The organism is Acinetobacter sp. YH16044, assembly GCF_013417145.1.
In the GTDB taxonomy this organism is placed as follows: Bacteria; Pseudomonadota; Gammaproteobacteria; order Pseudomonadales; family Moraxellaceae; genus Acinetobacter; species Acinetobacter amyesii.
On the sequence record NZ_VPEK01000001.1, the window covers coordinates 124567 to 146087 of the forward strand.

The 21521-nt window shown below is 41.1% G+C and carries 17 protein-coding genes and 2 tRNA genes; 9 read left to right on the top strand and 10 right to left on the bottom strand.

Annotated features, from left to right (window positions below; genetic code table 11):
* Positions 1–76: 76 nt before the first annotated feature.
* Together htpX and FTV38_RS00545 are read right to left on the bottom strand one after the other, a co-directional pair.
* Positions 77–982, bottom strand: a complete 906-nt coding sequence (htpX, locus tag FTV38_RS00540; RefSeq protein ID WP_078190437.1) for a protease HtpX — start codon at positions 980–982, stop codon at positions 77–79.
* Positions 983–1115: 133 nt separating this feature from the next.
* A complete protein-coding gene (locus tag FTV38_RS00545) occupies positions 1116–1979 on the bottom strand; it encodes a lytic transglycosylase domain-containing protein (RefSeq protein ID WP_180020710.1) in 864 nt (287 codons plus the stop codon).
* Positions 1980–2479: 500 nt separating this feature from the next.
* Between FTV38_RS00545 and ttcA the strand changes: the two genes are divergently transcribed.
* Together ttcA and FTV38_RS00555 are read left to right on the top strand one after the other, a co-directional pair.
* Positions 2480–3409, top strand: a complete 930-nt coding sequence (gene ttcA / locus FTV38_RS00550; protein ID WP_180020712.1) for a tRNA 2-thiocytidine(32) synthetase TtcA — start codon at positions 2480–2482, stop codon at positions 3407–3409.
* A gap of 222 nt (positions 3410–3631) precedes the next feature.
* Positions 3632–4015, top strand: a complete 384-nt coding sequence (locus FTV38_RS00555; RefSeq protein ID WP_180008384.1) for an SCP2 sterol-binding domain-containing protein — start codon at positions 3632–3634, stop codon at positions 4013–4015.
* A 76-nt stretch (positions 4016–4091) separates the two neighbouring features.
* Here the strand turns inward: FTV38_RS00555 and FTV38_RS00560 are convergent, their stop codons facing one another.
* Complete coding sequence (locus FTV38_RS00560; protein ID WP_180020714.1) at positions 4092–5204, bottom strand: transglycosylase SLT domain-containing protein; 1113 nt, start codon at positions 5202–5204, stop codon at positions 4092–4094.
* Positions 5205–5569: 365 nt separating this feature from the next.
* Between FTV38_RS00560 and greB the strand changes: the two genes are divergently transcribed.
* From greB to epmA, 6 genes are all read left to right on the top strand, one after another.
* The gene (gene greB, locus FTV38_RS00565) at positions 5570–6064 is read left to right on the top strand and encodes a transcription elongation factor GreB (RefSeq protein WP_180003371.1); all 495 of its coding nucleotides are present in this window, start codon (positions 5570–5572) and stop codon (positions 6062–6064) included.
* 86 nt (positions 6065–6150) lie between these two features.
* Positions 6151–6240 (top strand) — tRNA-Ser (locus tag FTV38_RS00570).
* A gap of 227 nt (positions 6241–6467) precedes the next feature.
* Positions 6468–6557: transfer RNA gene (locus tag FTV38_RS00575), tRNA-Ser, on the top strand.
* Positions 6558–6722: 165 nt separating this feature from the next.
* Entirely contained in the window at positions 6723–7475 is a 753-nt protein-coding gene (locus tag FTV38_RS00580; RefSeq protein WP_180020716.1) for a class II aldolase/adducin family protein, read from the top strand.
* Positions 7476–7590: 115 nt separating this feature from the next.
* A complete protein-coding gene (locus FTV38_RS00585; protein ID WP_180020718.1) occupies positions 7591–8658 on the top strand; it encodes a 4-phosphoerythronate dehydrogenase in 1068 nt (355 codons plus the stop codon).
* A gap of 5 nt (positions 8659–8663) precedes the next feature.
* Positions 8664–9632 (top strand): EF-P lysine aminoacylase EpmA, encoded by a 969-nt coding sequence (epmA, locus tag FTV38_RS00590; protein WP_373886998.1) that lies wholly within the window; start codon positions 8664–8666, stop codon positions 9630–9632.
* Between the two features lie 36 nt (positions 9633–9668).
* On the opposite strand, the gene FTV38_RS00595 is transcribed toward epmA, so the two are convergent.
* The 7 genes from FTV38_RS00595 to ahcY all read right to left on the bottom strand — a co-directional run bounded on the left by FTV38_RS00595 (position 9669) and on the right by ahcY (position 20278).
* The gene (locus FTV38_RS00595) at positions 9669–10109 is read right to left on the bottom strand and encodes a GNAT family N-acetyltransferase (RefSeq protein WP_180020722.1); all 441 of its coding nucleotides are present in this window, start codon (positions 10107–10109) and stop codon (positions 9669–9671) included.
* Between the two features lie 189 nt (positions 10110–10298).
* The gene (locus FTV38_RS00600; RefSeq protein WP_180020723.1) at positions 10299–11534 is read right to left on the bottom strand and encodes a multifunctional CCA addition/repair protein; all 1236 of its coding nucleotides are present in this window, start codon (positions 11532–11534) and stop codon (positions 10299–10301) included.
* 81 nt (positions 11535–11615) lie between these two features.
* On the bottom strand, positions 11616–13895 hold the full coding sequence (locus tag FTV38_RS00605) for an NADP-dependent malic enzyme (RefSeq protein ID WP_078192090.1): 2280 nt from the start codon (positions 13893–13895) through the stop codon (positions 11616–11618).
* Positions 13896–14035: 140 nt separating this feature from the next.
* Entirely contained in the window at positions 14036–16912 is a 2877-nt protein-coding gene (locus FTV38_RS00610; protein WP_180020724.1) for an EAL domain-containing protein, read from the bottom strand.
* Between the two features lie 183 nt (positions 16913–17095).
* Complete coding sequence (locus FTV38_RS00615; RefSeq protein ID WP_180008364.1) at positions 17096–17809, bottom strand: 16S rRNA (uracil(1498)-N(3))-methyltransferase; 714 nt, start codon at positions 17807–17809, stop codon at positions 17096–17098.
* Positions 17810–17841: 32 nt separating this feature from the next.
* On the bottom strand, positions 17842–18678 hold the full coding sequence (metF, locus tag FTV38_RS00620) for a methylenetetrahydrofolate reductase [NAD(P)H] (protein ID WP_180008362.1): 837 nt from the start codon (positions 18676–18678) through the stop codon (positions 17842–17844).
* 217 nt (positions 18679–18895) lie between these two features.
* A complete protein-coding gene (gene ahcY / locus FTV38_RS00625) occupies positions 18896–20278 on the bottom strand; it encodes an adenosylhomocysteinase (protein ID WP_078192086.1) in 1383 nt (460 codons plus the stop codon).
* A 271-nt stretch (positions 20279–20549) separates the two neighbouring features.
* Here ahcY and FTV38_RS00630 point away from each other — a divergent pair, with 271 nt between their 5' ends.
* A complete protein-coding gene (locus FTV38_RS00630) occupies positions 20550–21497 on the top strand; it encodes a DUF4424 family protein (RefSeq protein WP_180020725.1) in 948 nt (315 codons plus the stop codon).
* The last annotated feature ends 24 nt before the right edge of the window (positions 21498–21521 follow it).

The following is a 21521-nucleotide window of genomic DNA, read 5'->3' on the forward strand; positions in this document are numbered from 1 at the left end:
AACGCTCTGAGAAAAAATTAGACTCAAAAAAAGCCTCCATAGGGAGGCTTTTTTACGACTTACATCAGATGCTGAATTATGGGCAATCTAATTGTTGTAAAGCCGCAACACGTTGTTCAATCGTTGGGTGTGTTTGGAACAATGCAGCTAAGCTGAAACCTTGTTCTTGACCCGCAGAAATAGCAAAGGCTTTCATTTCTTTTGGCATTTGATCTGGCATTTCAGATTCTGCTTGTAAACGTAATAGGGCAGAAATCATCGCTTGTTTACCTGCTAGACGCGCACCAGCTTCATCGGCACGGTATTCACGGTAGCGAGAAAACCACATCACAATAGCAGACGCTGCGATACCAAAGACAATATCTAATACAATCGTAATGACGAAGTATGCGATACCCGGTGCTTCACCATCTTCACGACCGAAGACATTACGGTCGATAAAGTCACCTGCTACACGTGCAAAGAACATGACAAAGGCGTTGACTACACCTTGCACCAAAGCAAGGGTCACCATGTCACCATTGGCTACGTGACCAATTTCGTGAGCGAGTACGGCACGGAGTTCATCTTTGTTCATACGCTCCAGTAGACCGGTAGAAACCGCCACTAAAGCATCATTTTTGTTCCAGCCTGTTGCAAAGGCATTTGACTGGTACGATGGGAAAATACCCACTTCTGGCATTTTGATACCAGAACGTTGTGCTAGTTGCGCAACTTCGTTGAGTAACCATGCTTCAGCTTGGCTACGTGGTGCATTAGGGTCAATCAGCTCTGTACCCGTGGTTTTTTTCGCCATCCATTTTGACATGAATAGTGAGATCATAGAACCCACCATACCGAACACAAAACAGATAACGAGCAAGTTGCCTAAGTTTAAGCCGCCTGCACCGTGGTAACTACCGACACCGAAGAGTGACAAGATTATGCCAGCTACAACCAGTACCGCGAGGTTGGTCAGCAAGAACAAACCAATCCGCATCATTGGGTAAATCCTCTTATTATAGAAAAATGATCTGATTTACAAATAAAAATCATTAAACTCAATATGAGGTGAAAGTCTTAAAATTTCAAGGAAAAATTAGTAAAACAGATGCAATTTTACAAAATCAGTGATTTTATTCATTGAGATAAATGCGCGCTGAGGCAGAAGCATTTGCTGTCGCAAATGAACCTGAAGGTGCATCGGTAAAACTACCATTGTCCGTTTGAATAATTTGACGTGCCGGTGACTTGGCAACAGCAGGGGCAGCAGCATGATAATTGTCCGAACTGGCAATAATCCGACCACTATTAGAAGTGCTATTTGAACTGCTCGAACCCGAGACACTTAAACTACCAGCATATAGGTTGCTGTAGCGGCTAGTGACACGGCGGACATAGTCTTGAGTTTCACGAAAAGGTGGGATGCCACCATATTTTGCGACATTGCCTTCACCTGCGTTATAACCAGCTAAGGCAAGTGAGGTGTTGCCATTAAAACGTTTCAGTAGCCAAGATAAATAGCGCGCACCAGCCATAATGTTCTGATGTGGATCGTAGGCATTCGATACATTGAAGCGACGTGCTGTGGCAGGCATGAGTTGCATTAAACCTTGCGCACCGACTGGTGAGCGTGCATTGGTGTTAAAACCAGATTCGGTATGCATCACCGCTTTGATCAGACCTTCGGAAACACCATGTTGGGCCGCGGCTTGTTTAATAATATTGTCAAAGGCATTTTTATTACGGCTATAGCTTGGCAACACAGACGCTTCATTTGAGCCCCAGTTACTATAACTATGGATATTACTGTCCGGATAGTAGGTTTTTTTCTCGACTTTCAGATTGCTATAGCGGCCTTGTTTATTGGTTAGTAGCGTTGTGCCGTTACTTTCACGTAATTGATAGATCGTTTGGCCGGCAAAAATGCTCGGTGCAGCTAAACTGATAGCCACACTTCCACTTAATAACAGCCCCAAAGTCCAAGTATTGTTTTTCATTTTATTGTGAAGAAAAAAATTCTGTCCCCAAACAGTTAAAATAGAGTTTATCAAAAAAAAATCAGATGAAAAGGCTTCGAGGGCTGATTTCTTCTTTACTTTGTAAAAATCAAGTCATTTTGATGATTCAATAATCAAAAAAAATATTTATTTTTTTTTAATGAGCATAACTTGACACATCTAAAGCATTGATAAGTAAGGGATAATAAATTGATCAAAAAATGATCAATTTAAATAGAAGCCTTAAAATAAGGGCAGCTCACCTTGTCAAGTCATTTAAAATCCACAAAGTTATCCACAGCTTTTGTGGACAACTGTGGAAAAGTCCAAAAGATAAGCGTTTCGCCTAAAAAATGAACTCGACCGTATAAAATAATGCGCTGAGGATTACGTGATCATGACAGTATTTTTAGTTTTTTCGGAAATTACATTCTTTTGATGCGAGAAGTCTGCGAATCGGATAAAATTGCGCGGTATTTTTTTTTAGGTTTAACTCGTCTATGTTCTCGCCAGTTGAGTCCGAACAAGGATTTAATTTCAAACCAGAACTACCAACTAGCTCTGCGTATTATCGTTTATTGAAAAAGCTACGCCGTCAGGTCGGTCATGCCATTCGTGATTTTAAAATGATCGAAGAGGGCGACAAGGTGATGGTCTGTATTTCAGGCGGTAAAGACAGTTATACCTTGCTCGACATTTTGTTGCAGTTTAAGCGTATTGCACCGATTAATTTTGATGTGGTTGCGGTCAACCTTGACCAAAAACAACCGGGTTTCCCTGAAGAAGTATTGCCACGTTATTTAGAAGAAAACAAAATTCCGTATTACATCTTAGAAAAAGATACCTACAGCATTACTAAACGTTTAACCCCAGAAGGTAAAACGTATTGTGCAGTATGCTCACGTTTACGTCGTGGTTCGTTATACGGCTTTGCTCAAGAAATTGGGGCGACGAAAGTGGCTTTAGGTCATCATCGTGATGATATTTTGGCGACGTTCTTCTTGAACTTGTTCCATGGCGGTAGCTTAAAAGCCATGCCACCGAAATTATTGTCTTCTGATAAAAAGAACATTTTGATTCGTCCACTGGCTTATGTGGAAGAAAAAGACATTATCAAGTATGCAGAAATGCGTAAGTTCCCAATTATCCCATGTAACTTGTGTGGTTCTCAGGAAAACTTACAACGTGCGATGTTAAATGACATGCTGCGTACTTGGGATAAAGAATTTCCAAAACGTTTACACAGTATTTTTGGTGCGTTGCAAAATGTATCACCTTCACAACTGGCTGACCGTGAGTTATTCGACTTTGAAGCCCTAGATGAACAACGCGAATTTGACTTTAAAAATAGCGAAAGTTGTTCAACTGAAGAAGGTGATTCAGAAAGCAAACGCATTAATATGGTGAACTTAGGGTTTATGGCAGATTAAGCCGAAAACCTTATCATGCAAAAGGCATTCTACGGAATGCCTTTTTTATGCTTATGATTTTTCTCATTTTGTTATTAAACAGTTAAATATTGAACGGTGCGTACAAAAAACTTTAGCCTTTTCACAAATGATCATGCTATAACAAACCTCAAGCAAAATATGCTTGTACTGATGTTGTCCGGAACGGCAACACACACGAACAAAATAAATTGAGGAAAGATCATGCCTGCTTTTTTAACTGATGATTGGTTTTCAACTGTAGAAACTCTGACAGCTCAAGCTGGTGATTTAAACTTACCACCTGCATTGGCTAATCTTGCAATTAACCTTGTGGTTGCTGACGCTGCAGGCAATACTGAATTGTCATTAGACGGTGGTGCAATTAAAAAAGGTTTATCTTCAAACGCGAAAACAACTTTGAACATGGATGCTGAAACTTTACGTAAAGTATTCCTTGAGTTTGATATGGCTGCAGCGATGCAAGCGTTTATGACGGGCAAAATAAAAGTACAAGGTGATATGTCACAATTGATGGCATTGCAAACAGCAAAACCAAGTGCTGAGCAAAAAGATTTGTTCAAAAAAGTACTTGAGCAAACTGCTTAAGTCTAAAACGAAAAAAGCTTACCCGAAGGTAAGCTTTTTTTTGTGCGCTCACATGTAAATGTTAGGTGGACGCATATTAGATATTCACCAGTTGTGGTGTGGTTTTAATATGTTCCAAATACGCACGAATACGCGTGACATATTGCACAGCTTGACGATAACGACCATTGCTGGCCTTGTTACGGTCTAGATAAGCATATAAATTCACCCACTTATTTGGGTTTTTACCCTGAGATTGGATGCGCTTTTGAATCTGACTTACAGCACCAGGACCCATGTTATAAGCCACTAAGGCATACCAATTACGATCAGGGTACGGAATGTTACTATAACGGTTTAACATTTGGTCATAGTACTTTGCACCACCTTGAATGCTTTGAGTCGCATCTGTACGGTTGCTCACACCCATGGCTTTTGCTGTACTGTTGGTCAGCATCATAATGCCACGAACACCGGTCGGGGATACCGAGTCAGGTTTGAGGTAAGACTCTTGATAACCAATTGCTGCCAATAAATGCCAGTCTAGGTCGTATTGCTTGGCCGTGTTTTTAAAACTTGCCTTATAGATCGGCATACGTTTACTTAAATCACGTTGAATCACATTCCAAGAATCTTGTTTGACCACATTACGGTTGTAGAATGATGCCAACTGTCCAATTGCGCCATTTTGTTTGGCACGGCAAATAAAGCCACTCGCGGTTTGGCTGAGTGGATCGTCTGCATTTTTAAATACCCAGTTTAAGTTGCTGTTTAAACCATTTTTTTTCAAAGAAACGGTATCACCACAACTGGCTGAAAATGAAATCAAGTGTTTGGCTTCAATGGTACTCATTCCGGCAGTGGTCATAGCAAAATTAGCTTGACCTTTGGCAACCATTTTTAAAGCAGTGGCATTGTCGTTCACTGTTTTAAAATCTAATTGGACATTTAAACTTTCTGCATAGTTACGTGCAAGGTCGTAACCAAAACCATGTCGATGTTTACCATCCTGAAAAACAATATCAGGATTGGCAACGGCAACAACAGTGAGTTTATTACTGTTGACGACAGCATCATATTGATGAGCTGTTTTGCTGGCATTAATACTGTGAAAAGGAATTAAGACAGTACTGAGTGCAAGCGCTTTAAATGGGAGAGAGTTAAAAGAGTTAAGGCAAAGCCTCGACCCAGAAGTTGAACTACTGTGCATGTTGTCTCCGCTACAAGTAATTTATGCCCTAAAAAGCAAAGGCAAACACGCCTCAGACTTTTTCAAGTTTGATAAATTCAATAAGGGTTGGGCAGTCATGACGTCATTCAAAAATGACTAGGGGTTTTCGGGAAATGTGTAGAAAATCTACACTGGATAAAAATTAAACAAGCCTAAAAGATGTGCGCATAATAATAAGCAAAAAAATACTTGTCAAATTTTGTACGAAAAAATATTAAAATATGTAACATAAATAATTGATTTTGTTTACGAATAAATTTTATATACTTTGCCTGTGTAGAAATGGAGGATAAAATAGGCATGTTTTGTAAAAATCAGCGCTTGCTCAAGGCCGAAAAATCATCATGAAATCTAACTTAATTACCCGTGGTGGACACGATTTATTGGTCGCTGAACTTCAACATTTATGGCATGAAGAACGACCTGAAATTACCAAAAAAGTGAACTGGGCGGCCAGTCTTGGCGACCGTTCGGAAAACGCGGATTATCAATATAATAAGCAATTGTTACGCAAAATTGACCGACGTGTACGCTATTTGGGAAAACGTTTGGAGGAGCTACGTATTATCGATTATTCACCCGAACAAAAAGGGAAAGTCTATTTTGGGGCGTGGGTCGATATTGAAAATGATGAAGGCGAACAAAAAACGTTAAGGATCGTGGGGGTAGATGAAATTTATGATCATCATCCACAGCATATCTCAATTGATTCACCTATGGCTCGAGCACTCCTGTCCAAGCAAGTGGATGATGAGGTCGAAGTCCTGACCCCACTGGGAAAAAAATGTTGGTATATCAATTCAATTCGTTATGAAATGGGCGAAAGTACTGAAAAATAACAAACTGCTCTTATTTTGTTCAATTGGACGTGTTTTTTACAAAATAATTTGCCATTGCTGAAATTTATTTATATGATGGCGGCCATGGAAGCGTGGCAGAGCGGTTTAATGCACCGGTCTTGAAAACCGACGAGGGCGCGAGTCCTCCGTGAGTTCGAATCTCACCGCTTCCGCCAAATTCAAAAACCCTGATGTTTTAACATCAGGGTTTTTTATATGCGTAAATTGAGGCAATGTAATTAGCTATGATCTTAATTTAATATATATTGATTGAGCATCTGTTTTTCAGCTCTAAGCCAAAATTTTACAATCGCCTAAATTTTGTCTGAACGATTCGCCAAGTGTTCAAAATAAGGCAAAATAATTTGCCAATCTGAATTTTTATTTATATGATAGCGGCCATGGAAGCGTGGCAGAGCGGTTTAATGCACCGGTCTTGAAAACCGACGAGGGCGCGAGTCCTCCGTGAGTTCGAATCTCACCGCTTCCGCCATATTCAAAAAACCCCAATGTTTTACATTGGGGTTTTTTTTTGCCTAAAATTTTTGAATTATTTTTTCGACAGGCGAAGCTGATATACAGCATGGATATGACATGCTATTAATTATTCACAATAAACAGAAAACAAGATCAATCGATTTAGAAAAGGAATTCATCCATGCAGAAACCAGAGCTTATTCATGAACTGGAATGGCAAGCGCGTTGTCAATTGGCGGCACTGTATCGCTTGATGGCTTATTATAAAATGACCGACTTAATTGATACCCATATCAGCCTGCGTTTAAGTCATGAACCTGAGCATTTTCTGATTAATCGTTATGGTGTGACCTTTGACAAAATGACGGCTTCTGATTTGGTCAAAATTGATCATGAAGGAAAAATTATTGAAACTTATGATGCAGGGAAGATGGTGAATGTTGCAGGCTTTGTGATTCATTCTGCCTTACATCATGCACGTGCAAATATTAATTGTGTGATTCATACGCATACTGCAGATGGCGTGGCCGTTTCTGCACAGGAACATGGTTTATTACCAATTTCACAACATGCGTTAAAGTTCTATCAGAACATTGCTTATCATGAATATGAGGGCATAGCCTTTTCAACTGAAGAGCGTGAAAGGTTGGTGCATGACATGGGTCATTATCGCTGCATGATTTTACGCAATCATGGTTTACTTGCGACTGGAGATAGTGTGGCACGGGCATTTCATGAAATTTATTTTTTAGAACGAGCTTGTCAAATTCAAGTAAAAGCATTGTCGAGTGCTACATTGCATTATCCAAGTCCGAAGATTTGTGAACATACGTTGCAGCAGTTTGAAAATCCGATGGCCGAGCCCATTATTCAAGCGGCTTGGCAGGCGGCCTTGTCTTTAATTGAAGATCGGCAATCAGATTATTGTCGCTAATATAATTTTCTATCATCTAGCTTATAAATAAATGGCGCTGTGCCTTATGTGCAGAAGAATAGTCATGGCATGAGCAACGCGTTATCATATTCATAGTGGAACTATGAGATGAACTATGAAAATCGTTGCAGATGAAAATCTGGCATTTACGGAGTATTTTTTTGCCGAATTTGGTGAAATAAAGCAAGCGGCAGGTCGAACATTGACCCATGCAGATGTCAAGGATGCCGATGCATTGTTGGTGCGATCGGTGACTCAGGTAAATGCAGACTTAATTCAACAGACCGCACTCAAATTTGTCGGTAGTGCTACGATTGGAACAGATCATTTAGATATTACTGCTTTAGAAAAGCAGGGGATTGCTTGGTCAAATGCCGCAGGTTGTAATGCACAAGCGGTTGCTGAATATGTGATTACAGCATTGCTTTACGTTAAACCTGAATTGTTGAATGCAAATGAAAAATTTACCTTGGGCATTGTTGGTTTAGGTAATGTTGGTTCACGTTTAGCCGTCATGGCAGAATTATTCGGTTGGAATGTCATTGGCTATGATCCATTTGTGCAATCTGATCAGGTGAAACAAGTTGAATTTGCAGAACTGTTAAAAAGTGCAGATGCGATTAGTACTCATGTGCCACTGACCAAAGAGGGTGAACATCCAACCTATCATTTAATCAATGCTGCTGCGCTTGCTGCTATGAAGCCAACTGCGATCTTGATTAATTCCGCGCGTGGGCCAGTGGTCGAAGAAGCTGCCTTAATTGCCGATATTCAACAGACACAGCGTAAAGTGGTCTTAGACGTTTTTGAGCATGAGCCAGAGATTTCAGCAGCGTTGTTAGATTTAATTTACGTGGTGACACCACATATTGCGGGCTATAGCTTGGAAGGTAAAGCACGTGGCACACAGATGATCTATGAAGTATTTTGTCAAACTTTCAAGCAACCGATAAATAAAGCTTTTGAAAGTCAGTTGCCCGTCTGTGAGCAGTATTTTACGGGTGCTGACTTTAAGACGGTATTACAGCGTTATTTAAAAGATATTTATGACATCGCTCGTGATGATGCCAACTTACGTGCTTGCCTAAAAGACGGCAAGGTGGATCAAAAAGCCTTTGATTATTTACGTAAAACCTATCCTTTACGCCGTGAATGGGCTGCACATGGAGGCCCAGCAGCATGAGTCAAATGAACTTTCAACCGAGTTGTGAACTCACTGCACTTCGTGCACGTGCCACGTTGTATGCTCAAATTCGCCAGTTTTTTGCGGCACGTGATGTACTAGAAGTGGAAACACCTGTGCTTTCTCAAGCGGGTGTCACCGATGTGCATTTAGCATCGGTACAGGCTCAGCGCCATGTGAATGGTCAAAAGCAAACGCATTATTTGCAAACTTCACCTGAATTTGCCATGAAACGTCTGTTGGCAAGTGGCAGTGGATCTATTTACCAAATCTGTAAAGTTTTCCGTGATGATGAACATGGACGTAAACACAACAGTGAATTCACCATGTTGGAATGGTACCGTCCGGGTTTTAGCTTAAAAGACTTGATGTTTGAAGTGACGGACTTATTGAATGAAACTTTGAAACAGCGCTTTGGTGAAGTTCGTCCAACTATTTTGAGCTATAAGCATGCCTTTATGGATCGTTTGGATTTGAACCCGTTACAAGCTTCTTTACAAGATCTGAAAGATTGCTGTCGTCGTGTGGGGCTAAGCTTAGATCTGGGTGAAGACCGTTTAGGCTATATCGATTTATTGTTCTCGCATTATGTTGAGCCGAGCCTCGGTTTTGATACGCCAGTGTTCCTTACAGATTTTCCACCGGAAATGGCTTCTTTGGCGAAAACCTGTGTGGACGAAGATGGTGAATTGGTTGCAGCACGATTTGAGCTATATATCGAAGGTTTAGAGTTAGCAAATGCTTATGATGAACTGATTGATGCAGACGTTTTACGCCGTCGTTTTGAGGCGGATAATGCAGAGCGCGCTAAACTTGGCTTGCATGTGATGCCGATTGATGAATATTTGCTTGCTGCATTACCGTATATGAGTGAGTGTGCAGGTATAGCCTTAGGCATTGATCGATTGCTAATGGTGGCAACGAATCAGTTAAAACTTGAAAAAGTCATTAGTTTCCCAGCTGATATTTCTTAAAAAATGTCTTGATCGGCTGATGGTAAAATTGGCCGATCAATTTAAATGTTTAGTAAAACCCAAACTATAGGCTTCAAACCCTAAATTTTGATAAAAAGCATGTGCGGCATAGCGTTCAGGACGATTACCACTGTTGAGTAAAATACGTTTTAGACCTTGTCGCCGAGCGCTTTGCTCAATGGCTTGCATGAAGCGTCGCCCTAAACCTTGACCGCGATAACGGGCATCAATGACAAAAGCCTGAATCCGAATAAATCCTTCCTCAAACTCCCAACTGTATTGTTGGATAAAACCTGCATAACCAATGACGCGGTCATCAGCCGTCATCACCAAGGTTTGATAATGCTTATCCAAATGAATCAACTGCCAATGCTGTTGGAGTCGCTCTGGTGGTATTTCATAACCCAATTGGAGTGTGAGTTGATGAATGTCGAGGAGATCTTTTGGGAGGTGTAGTGGACGAATTTGGGGATGCATATTGTCAGCTCGATGGTTTGTTTTCCTTAGAGCATAGATGAATGAGCCTTGATGTGAATGCAGATATTTTTCAAAGCTTATCTATATCTGAAAGGGCAAGGTGAAATATTGCAAAAGTTAAAGTTTTAAAAATATAGAAAAGGAAAATATAGAAAAGGTAAATTAAAAAAGCACCCGAAGGTGCTCTAATTATGCTTCAACTGCATATTGACTGGTTTTTAGTTCTGCAATGGCTTGGATACGTCGTTCAATCAGCATTTCACCAATATCCGGCCCTGATACATCAGGTGGAAGATCGGCAGCCTTAATATTACGAACCACCTGCATGGCATCTAAAACGTATTGAGCTTGCGGATAGGCACGATCCTCTAAACCTAAGCGACCACGTGAATCACATTCACAGGCTTGTACAAAGGCCTCTACGCGTTCAGGACGGCGTAGTACATCCATACGTTGTAACAGACGCCATAATGTCCCCGGTTTTAAACTCAAGGCTTGATGGCATTTTAAATGCTCTTTACATACTGAAATGGCCAATTGCTTGGTATTGGTGGGTACACGCATACGGTCACAGACTTCGGTAACCGGTTTTACCCCACGTTCTTCATGCATGATATGGCGTGGTAACTCATCTACTGGAGTGAGTGCTTTGCCCAAGTCGTGTACCAGTACAGCAAAACGAACATCCAAAGAATAATTGGCACGACAGGCTTGCTGCAATGACATCATGGTATGAATACCACAGTCTATTTCAGGATGATATTCAGGACGCTGTGGAATACCGTATAACGCATCAATTTCAGGGAATAAGACTTTTAAAGCGCCACAGGCTCTTAAGACTTCAAAATATTCATCTGCATGGTCTTCCATTAATGCACGGGATGTTTCCTTCCATACGCGTTCAGGTGTGAGGGCTTCAAGCTCGCCAGATTTGGCAAGCTCTTGCATCAGCGCAAGTGTTTCTTCAGCCACTTTAAAACCTAAAGCTTTATAACGTGCTGCAAAACGTGCAATCCGCAGAACTCGCAAAGGATCTTCGACGAAGGCATCAGACACATGGCGAAGGATGCGTCGCTCTAAATCTTGTTGACCATGGTAGGGATCATAAATTTGGCCAGCATCATCCATGGCAATCGCATTGATCGTGAGGTCACGTCGAATGAGATCTTGTTCGAGTGTGACATTGACGTCGGTATAAAATTCAAAGCCATGATACCCATGTCCAGACTTACGTTCTGTACGGGCTAAGGCATATTCGTCTTTGGTCTCTGGATGAAGAAAAACAGGGAAATCTTTACCCACAGGTTGATAACCTTGAGCAAGTAATTGTTCCGGCGTTGCACCGACAACGACATAATCTTTTTCGTGATAGGGGTGCCCGAGCAAGTGATCTCGAACTGCACCGCCTACTAAATAAACTTGCATGAAAAAACCTCTATTCTTAGAGCAATCATGCTACAGAACAGAGGTTTTCTCAAGTCACAAAGTGTGTTCAGGTCAACTAAATTAGAGTGCTAATTTTTCGTTTTCTTGAATCTCTGCAACAGTCAATGCAGTCATATTCACTAAACGGCGAGTTGTCGCTGTTGGCGTTAAAATATGAACGGGTTTTGCAGCACCCAAAAGAATTGGGCCAATCGTCACGTTACTACCTGAAGTTGATTTCAACAAGTTGAACGAAATGTTCGCTGCATCCAGATTAGGCATAATCAGCAAGTTCGCAGAACCTTTAAAACGTGAGTTCGGGTATGCGAAATGACGAATATTTTCATCCAATGCGGCATCACCATGCATTTCACCTTCAACCTCAAGTTCAGGTGCAATTTCTGACAAAATATCATAAACCTTACGCATTTTTTGTGCGCTAGGATCATTTTGGTCAGAACCGAAACTTGAGTGAGAAAGCAATGCTACACGCGGCGTAATACCAAAACGGCGTACTTCTTCAGCCGCTAAAATAGTCATTTCAGCCAACTGTTCAGCTGTTGGATTACGGTTAATGTAAGTATCAGCAATAAACAAGTTACGGTCTTCAAGCATCAATGCATTCAGCGTAAAGAAGTTATTGCGGCCTTCTTTTAGTCCAATCACATTGCTGACAAAGTCTAAGTGAATGTCATAGCTAGAATAAGTACCACATAACATACCGTCAGCTACACCATGACGAACCAACATTGCCGCGATAAGTGTTGAACGACGACGTGCTTCACGCTGAGCGTATTCAGGCGTTACACCTTTACGTTGCATGATGCTGTAGTAATCGTCAGCAAACTTATCATAATCAGGGTTTTTCTCTTGATCGACGATAGTGATGTTCACGCCGTCTTCAAGACGAAGACCTAATTTCTTGATGTTTGCTTCAATGACTGCTGGACGACCGACAAGAATTGGTTTTGCCAAACCTTCATCAACAGCAATTTGTACTGCGCGAAGTACACGTAAATCTTCACCTTCAGCATAGGCAATGCGTTTTGGATCAGTTTTTGCTTGCGCAAAAATTGGTTTCATCATGAATGCAGAGTTATAAACAAACTCAGACAAACGTTGACGATACGCAGAGAAGTCTTGAATTGGACGAGTTGCAACACCTGAATCCATCGCTGCTTGTGCAATTGCAGGTGCAATCTCAAGAATCAAACGTTGATCTAATGGGCGGGGAATGAGGTAATCACGACCAAATGAAGCAGATTTTTCACCATACGATGCAGCATCAGCTTCGACATGTGCCATGCGAGCAATCGCATGTACACAAGCAATCTTCATCTCTTCATTAATCGTGGTTGCGCCAACATCTAGTGCACCACGGAAGATATAAGGGAAGCAAAGTGCATTATTCACTTGGTTTGGATAGTCTGAACGGCCAGTTGCCATAATCACGTCTGGACGTGCTTCATGTGCATGTTCAGGAAGAATTTCAGGGTCTGGGTTAGCAAGGGCAAAGATAATCGGATCTTTCGCCATGACTTTAACCATTTCTTTGGTCAAAATACCTGCTGCAGAAAGACCAAGGAACATGTCCGCACCTTCCATTACATCAGCAAGCTGAGAGCCTTCGATGTCCTGAACGTATGCCTTTTTCGATTCATCCAAGCCTTCACGTTTAGTCGTCAATAAACCGCGTGAATCTGCCACAACGATGTTTTCTTTTTTCACGCCAAGTGCGCAAAGTAAGTTCAAACATGAAAGGGCAGCAGCACCTGCGCCAGAAGCGACAATTTTGATTTCTTCAATTTTTTTGCCATTGAGTTGAAGTGCATTCAGTAATGCAGAACCCACAATGATCGATGTACCGTGTTGGTCATCATGGAACACAGGAATATTCATGCGTTCACGAAGTTTTTGCTCGATGTAGAAACACTCTGGGGCCTTGATGTCTTCAAGGTTGATACCACCGAAAGTTGGTTCTAATGCTGCAACGATATCTACGATTTTGTCTGGATCGTTTTCAGCAATTTCAATGTCAAAAACATCAACACCAGCGAATTTTTTGAATAGAACGCCTTTACCTTCCATAACAGGTTTTGACGCTAAAGGACCAATGTTACCTAAGCCCAGTACGGCTGTACCGTTACTGACTACAGCAACAAGATTACCGCGCGCTGTGTAAAGTGCAGCAGTAGATGGGTCGCGTTCAATTTCTAAACAAGGTGCAGCGACACCTGGCGAGTATGCGAGGGCTAAATCGTGTTGGTTGACCAATTGTTTGCTTGGTGTAACGCTGATTTTCCCCGGAGTTGGAAATTCGTGATAATACAAAGCCTGCTGTTTTAAAGATTGATCGTCCATCTGTATCTCGATTGTGTTTTGTTTATCCAATATAAAGCTGCAATGCTTGCTTTATCCGCTTGAATATAACATTAGTTGCACAGTTGGGACAGTCGAAGTCGCGTCTTTTTCAGACAATCTTATAGCTCAGGCATAGTGACTTATATTAAGTAAGTATAAGCAGGCGAAGAGATATTATTTTCAAGGAACACGGTTGCCTCTTCTTGTGGCAGTGGCTTAGAGAAAAAATAGCCTTGAGCAATGTCACATTCTAAGTCTTGTAGATACTGTAACTGCTGTTCAGTTTCAATCCCTTCAGCGACTACCGTCATGCCCATCGCTTTACCCATGGCAATCATGGCACTAACGATGGCCAATTGTTTATTTTCACCAATTTTAGAGATAAAACTGCGATCTATTTTTAAAATATCAATTGGAAAATCAGCCAGATAGGATAGAGATGAGTAGCCAGTGCCAAAATCATCAAGTGAAATATTGATTTTACGTTTTTTTATTTCGTTTAATAGTTCACGTACTGAATCTAGATTTTCGACCAAAGAGGATTCAGTAATTTCCAGTTCCAGACTGGCACCATCAATTTGATTGGCATCTATCGCTTCATCTAAATCATTTAACAATTGTCCACGGCGCAGTTGCTGCGCGACAATATTGACGGATACACAAATATTTTGATAACCCAAATTGTTCCAAAAACGAATTTGCTGTGCAGTTTTTTGCAGGACAAAGCGCCCGATATCCGAAATTAAACTGGTTTGCTCTGCTAAAGGAATAAATAAGCCAGGTGGTATTAAGCCTTTTTCAGGGTGATTCCAACGCACCAAGGCTTCAAAACCATAAATATTTTTATCACGGAAATTGATCTTCGGTTGGTAATACACCACCAGCTCATTATTTTGAATGGCTTTACGCAAGTCGCGTTCCAAGAAGATCCCTTGCTCTAATAATGCGGTATTTTCATTGGAATAATAACGTGTGGTATTGCCACCCAAATTTTTTGCTTCGCTCAGCGCTTGTTCTGCACAATTATTTAGATAATCTAGCTGACGGCCATGCTCAGGGTAGAACGCGACGCCCATCGATAAAGTGATGACATGATCTTGGCCAAAAATATTAAATGGAATGCTAAAGGCTTTATTGATGCGTTCACAATGCTCTTGCACAGAAGGGCGGATGTGTGAAATTTCATACACTATCGCAAAATCATCGCCATTTAAGTGTGCTACAAACAGAGCTTCGGCATTGGTTAGACGTAAACGCTGTGCGACTTGGCGTAACAGTTCGTCACCACCATTGTTGCTGAGATATTCATTTAATGGACGGAAACGGTCGATGTTTAAACGAATAACGGCCAACTGTTTAATCGAATCTTGCTGTGAAACTAAATATTGATGCAGTTGATAGTTGTAATAAAAACGGTTAGGTAAATCTGTTAAGGTGTCATAGTTTTCTAAATAAGATAAACGTTGTTCTTGCAATTTACGTTCGGTTAAGTCTGAAACAATCCCGATATAATGGGTGACGCGGTTTTGATCATCAGTAATCGCATTAATATGCATCCACAGCGTCAGTTCTTTACCTGAAAGAAATTTTTCGTGCAATTCACCATCATATTCACCAATTTTCAGCACTTGTTTAATGATCGAGTAGTGCATACTGCGTTGAATTGATTTGTAATTTGCTGTGATATCAAAAAGATGTTTACCAATAATTTGGTCGTAGTTAAAGCCGGTTAATTGTTCGTAAAACGGATTGACTTCGATATAGCACAGCTCTTCATTTAAAATGAAAATCCCTTCAGCAGCTTGTTCGAGTACACTGGCTGCAAGTTTTAGACGTTCCTGAGATGTCCGTTCTTGATGGATATCACGACGAATACCGACCATGCGCAAGGGCTTGCGGTTATCTTGATCGCGTTGAATGACCCGTCCAATATCATGTACCCAACTCCATTTTCCTTGACTGTTTTGAATCCGATAGGTGGCCTCATAACGGTCTTTAAATCCACGAAGATGTTGAATCATTGCCGACTTAAAATGAGGGATATCATCAGGATGGATCACATGTTGTAACTGTTGCTGATGCTCTTTCGAATGTCTAAGGGTTTTTTCTTGCTTATAGTTGGTGACAACGATTTTACGATCCTTGATATTCCAATCCCAAGGACGTAAACCTGCAATTTCATGTGCAAGGACTAAATTGGCCTGTTGGTTTTCTAAATCCTTGTTCATTTGCTCAATGTCGAAGGTCCGTTCTTTGACTTTTTGTTCAAGGATTTGGTTACCTAGTTGTAATTGTAATTCGATGTCACGTGATTTGTTGACTTCATCTTGGAGCTGCTGACACAGTTCATCAGTCCATTTGACTTGTTGCTTGGCACTATCAACCAGTAGGTTGTTTTTTGCATGTAAGGTCGACACACGACGGTGAATCCGATATGACGTCATGGCGCACATTAGAATCACAATGAGCCCAAAATTAATACTCAGGCTAAATAAGTGATTTGAACTATCTAAGAAAAAGAACTGTGCAATCAGATACGGCACGATAGACGGGATAAAGGCTAAACAAAAATAATTGAGTTTTTGCGTTAAATAGGTCAAACCAAAGGTTTGCGTCACGATCAAGAGTAGGGCTGAGAGCGTTAAGGCCTGAATCGGTTCAAAGCTTTGATTGGTCGCAGGTAAATAGTAAAAAATTAAAAAGATACCGCTCGCAATAAGCGTACCGACTGAAAAACACTGAAATTGTAGCCAACGATGCGCAATCATCAGTGAATATTGTTCAGGTTTAAAATAAACGGTGCTAATCAGCCAGCATAAACTGACAAAAACTTCGGTAAAAATAAACCAAATATTGAAATATAAAGATGGTGATTTATAAAAAATTTGATATATCGAAAAAATATATAAGCAAATAATCAGAATACTGACTAAAAAATAGCGGCTATGGCGAATCGTGTTCGCAATTTGAGCAGTATGATTGTACTGCTTGATATATTCATCTTGTTTATACGTCATGAATATAAAAACCCTGCCTTAACCAAATTTAGATCGTTGTATTTGTATTGTTCCTGAGAGTATTTGTTTATTCTTAGTAACAAATCATTTGTTTTTATTGACTCTAGGGTAATTGCGTTACAAATAAAAAGCAATATCAAGGATGCCATCATTGATGCTTTCAGATGAACTATCGAGTAAAAATTAAATAAATTTATAATTTAAAATTGAAAGTGCAACTACAGGTGCAGTTTCTGTGCGAAGGACACGTTCACCGATACACCAGTTCACAAAACCTTTCTCATTTGCGGCGCTGATCTCGGCTTCGCTCAAGCCACCTTCAGGGCCAATCAGTAAGGCAAAGTACGGGTCAGCATCAGCTAATACATCAACTTCATCTTTATTGGGTGCGAGTACCAACTTGGTTGTCGGCAGATCACTTTCCAACCATTTTTCAAGGGAAAGTGGCGCAAGTACTTTAGGGACAATGTTGAGACCACACTGTTCGCAAGCTGCAATAGCAATGCCTTGCCAATGGTCGAGTTTCTTTTGATCACGATCGTACTTCAAACGCATTTCACAACGTTCTGAAGTGAGTAGTTGAATTTCAGAAACACCGAGTTCCACCGCTTTTTGAATCGCATAATCCATGCGGTCGCCTTTGCTCATCACTTGACCCAAGAGCGCTGTAAAATGTGGTGTGCGATTGCTTGGATTGAATTGCAAAACTTGGACGGCAGCTGACTTTTTAGCGACTTCAACCAATTCAACATGGTATTCGCCACCTTGCCCATTGAACAAAGTGGCTGTTTCGCCTACTTGAGCACGTAAAACTTTTACCCAGTGATGAAACACTGTTTCCGTTAATTCAACAGTCGTATCAACAGTTAAATCAGCTTCAATATAAAAACGTGGCATTAAAGTTTTACTCTCAAAAAGGTCGAAATGTCTTATGCAAGACCGAGGTCTTTCACAAGTTGACGTGTAGGGTCAGTGGTATTCATGGTGTAGAAGTGCAGGCTTGGCGCACCACCAGCAATCAGGCGTTCGCAAAGTTTCACAATCACTTCATGACCAAAGGCTTTGATTGACGCTGTGTCGTCGCCATAAGTCGCAAGCTGTTTGCGAATCCAGCGAGGAATTTCTGCACCTGTACCATCAGCAAAACGAATTAAATTGCTTGCATTGGTAATCGGCATAATGCCTGGAGCGACAGGAATGTTCACGCCTTCTTTTTGAATGCGCTCTACAAAGTAGAAATAGGCATCTGGATTAAAGAAGAACTGGGTGAGTGCTGCATTAGCGCCAGCATTGGCTTTGTCGCAGAAACGTTTGATGTCGAGATCAAAGCTGTCTGCTTGCGGGTGCATTTCTGGGTAAGCTGCAACTTCAATTTTGAAGTGATCACCAGTGTGCTCACGAATGAAACGCACCAAGTCAGTTGCATAAGGCAATTCGCCTAAGCCTACTTGACCAGACGGCAAGTCGCCGCGCAGCGCAACAATACGGTCAATGCCTTGTGACTTATACAAATCCAGCAATTCAGCAATACGTGCTTTGCTGTCACCAATACAAGACAGGTGAGGGGCAACCGGTGTGCCTTTACCGTTGAAATCATTCAATGTAGACAAAGTGCGTTCACGGGTAGAACCGCCTGCACCGTATGTTACAGAGAAAAATTCAGGATTGAGTAATTGAAGTTCTTGGTGTACAACTTTAAGTTTTTCCGCGCCCGCATCAGTTTTGGTCGGGAAGAACTCAAAGGAAATAGGAATCTGTTTTGACATGTTCAAATCCTTTTTTTATAAATACTTTTATTTAAAAAAATCCCCTCATCCTAACCTTCTCCCAGAGGGAGAAGGGACTTCCATTATGAAAGTAATAGTTATTTGGAGTTAACAACAAATTTGCTTTCACAATGAAGAGTTCCCTCTCTTGCGCTGAGCTTCAAAGCAGTGCTTGAAGCACGCTCAGGAGAGGGTTAGGGAGAGGTATTTATAAAACTTAGTATTTATAAGCCTCAGCTTTGAACGGGCCTTCAACTTGAACACCGAGGTAGTCCGCTTGTTCTTGAGTCAAAGTCGTCAATACGCCGCCGAAACCTGCAACCATTGCAGCAGCAACTTCTTCGTCTAATTTCTTAGGAATAAGTTCTACGCGGATCGCCGCTTGTTTTTGATCTTCAGGAAGATCAGCAAATTTTTCAGCGAATAGGTGCATTTGACCCAACACTTGGTTGGCAAAAGAACCATCCATAATACGTGAAGGGTGACCGGTTGCATTACCAAGGTTCACCAAACGGCCTTCAGAAAGAAGGATTAAGTAATCGTTTTCATTTTCTGAACGATACACTTGGTGAACTTGTGGCTTAACTTCAACCCACTTATAACCACGTAAGTAATTTGTGTCGATTTCAGTATCGAAATGACCGATGTTACAAACTACAGCGCCAGCTTTTAATGAATCAAGCATTGCAGCGTCACATACGTGGTAGTTACCAGTTGTTGTTACGATCAAGTCAGTATTTTGAAGAAGATCAAGGTTGATGTCTTCTTTCTTACCCGTTTGAATGCCATTTTTATACGGAGCAACAACTTCGAAACCGTCCATGCATGCTTGCATTGCACAGATAGGGTCAACTTCAGTGACACGTACAATCATGCCTTCTTGACGAAGTGATTGAGCAGAACCTTTACCTACGTCACCATAACCGATTACAAGCGCACGACGACCAGATAAAAGCATATCTGTACCACGTTTGATTGCATCGTTAAGTGAGTGACGGCAGCCGTATTTGTTGTCGTTTTTAGACTTAGTGACAGAGTCATTTACGTTAATCGCTGGAACTTTTAAAGTACCGTCGCGGTGCATTTCGTAAAGACGTTGAACACCTGTAGTGGTTTCTTCTGTAATACCGTGGATTTTAGCAATCACTTCAGGATATTTTTCGTGAACAAGTGCAGTTAAGTCACCGCCATCGTCCAGAATCATGTTGGCATCCCAAGGTGTGCCGTTTACATTGATTTGCTGTTCAAGACACCACATGTATTCTTCTTCAGTTTCGCCTTTCCAAGCAAATACTGGAATACCCGCAGCAGCGATTGCAGCAGCAGCGTGGTCTTGAGTAGAGAAGATGTTGCACGAAGTCCAGCGAACTTCTGCGCCCAATTCAACTAGAGTTTCAATTAAAACTGCAGTTTGAATAGTCATGTGGATACAGCCTAGGATTTTCGCGCCAGCAAGCGGTTTAGCCGCTGCATAGCGTTTGCGAAGACCCATTAGGGCTGGCATTTCTGCTTCTGCGAGTTTGATTTCTTTACGGCCGTAGTCAGCTAGTGAAATATCGGCAACTTTGTAATCTGTAAATGAAGCATTAACCGCGTTCATCACGATCTCCTTAATAAAAACAATTGATCATTCAGTTCGCGGATGCCGTTGTTGATTGGAACGAGTGTCCAACCGAATCGTCGAGCCTAGCGATCTTATATTTAGTGCCTATAAGAAAGTCGCAGCATCCCTCGACTAGGGCAGTATTGTACTTGGAAATAGAGTGAGTTCCAATCCGAAAATGCTTAATATCTGACTTATAGGTTTTTTGATCTGTAAAATTACGTCGCGAATATTTAAATTTCATAAATCGGTCAGGAGTATAAGAATAATGATTAAACCCGTAATGGCTTTATTGATGTTTTGGCCTGTTATTGTCGCGGCCAACGACTCAACAGGCTACGTGGCAACAGGCGGTGTACAGTATCTGAAAAGTAAAGACATTCAAATGTTCAGTGAAGACCTGTTTATTAGTAAAAAAATCATTAAGGTCGATTATCAGTTCAAAAATTTAAGCAATAAAGATGTGACTGAAACGGTCTTATTTCCGTTGCCAAAAGTTGAAAACTTCTTTGAATCTGATTTTGCCAATACAGAAAAGCTGCTCAAAAGTTTTAAAGTTCAAGTGAATGGAAAAACGATTCAGCCTGAAATGCACGTGCGCACTTTTATTCAAAAAAATGCGAAAACAGCCCCGATTGATATGACGGAGAGTTTTAAGCAATGCGGGTTTACGGAAAAAAACATGCTGAATCCGTGGAGCAGGCAAGATGTTGAATATAAAACTTTTGAGGCAAAGCTTAGAAACTGTAAAAATGCAGCGCTGCAAAAAGTATTGCCCAAAGATTTGAGTGAAGAAATTTCATGGTCATCTCAGGTGATTTATAGCTGGAAGCAAACGTTTAAAGCCAATGCGCTCACACGTGTACAGCATCAATATGCACCGCTGGTGGGTGGGTCTGTGGCTTTATATCCTGATGAATATAATAAAAGTTATTGTATGGATCAAAACTTTAAGGCAGGACTCAGAAAGGCTAAATCACAGCATGCACCATTTCAAGCGCTGGGCTATATCTTAAAAACTGGTGCCAATTGGGCAAAGCCTATTCAAGATTTTAAACTGACTATCGAGCGTGATGCAGGAGAGTTGGTTTCTTTTTGCTGGGCAGGTAAAGTGAAGAAAATCAGCGCTACGCAGTTTCAAATGGTTGAAAAGAATTTTGTGCCCAAACAAGATTTGGACATTATTTTTGTGCATGTGAAATCAGGTCTGGATTAAAACTTGCAGGCAAAACTGCTGCGA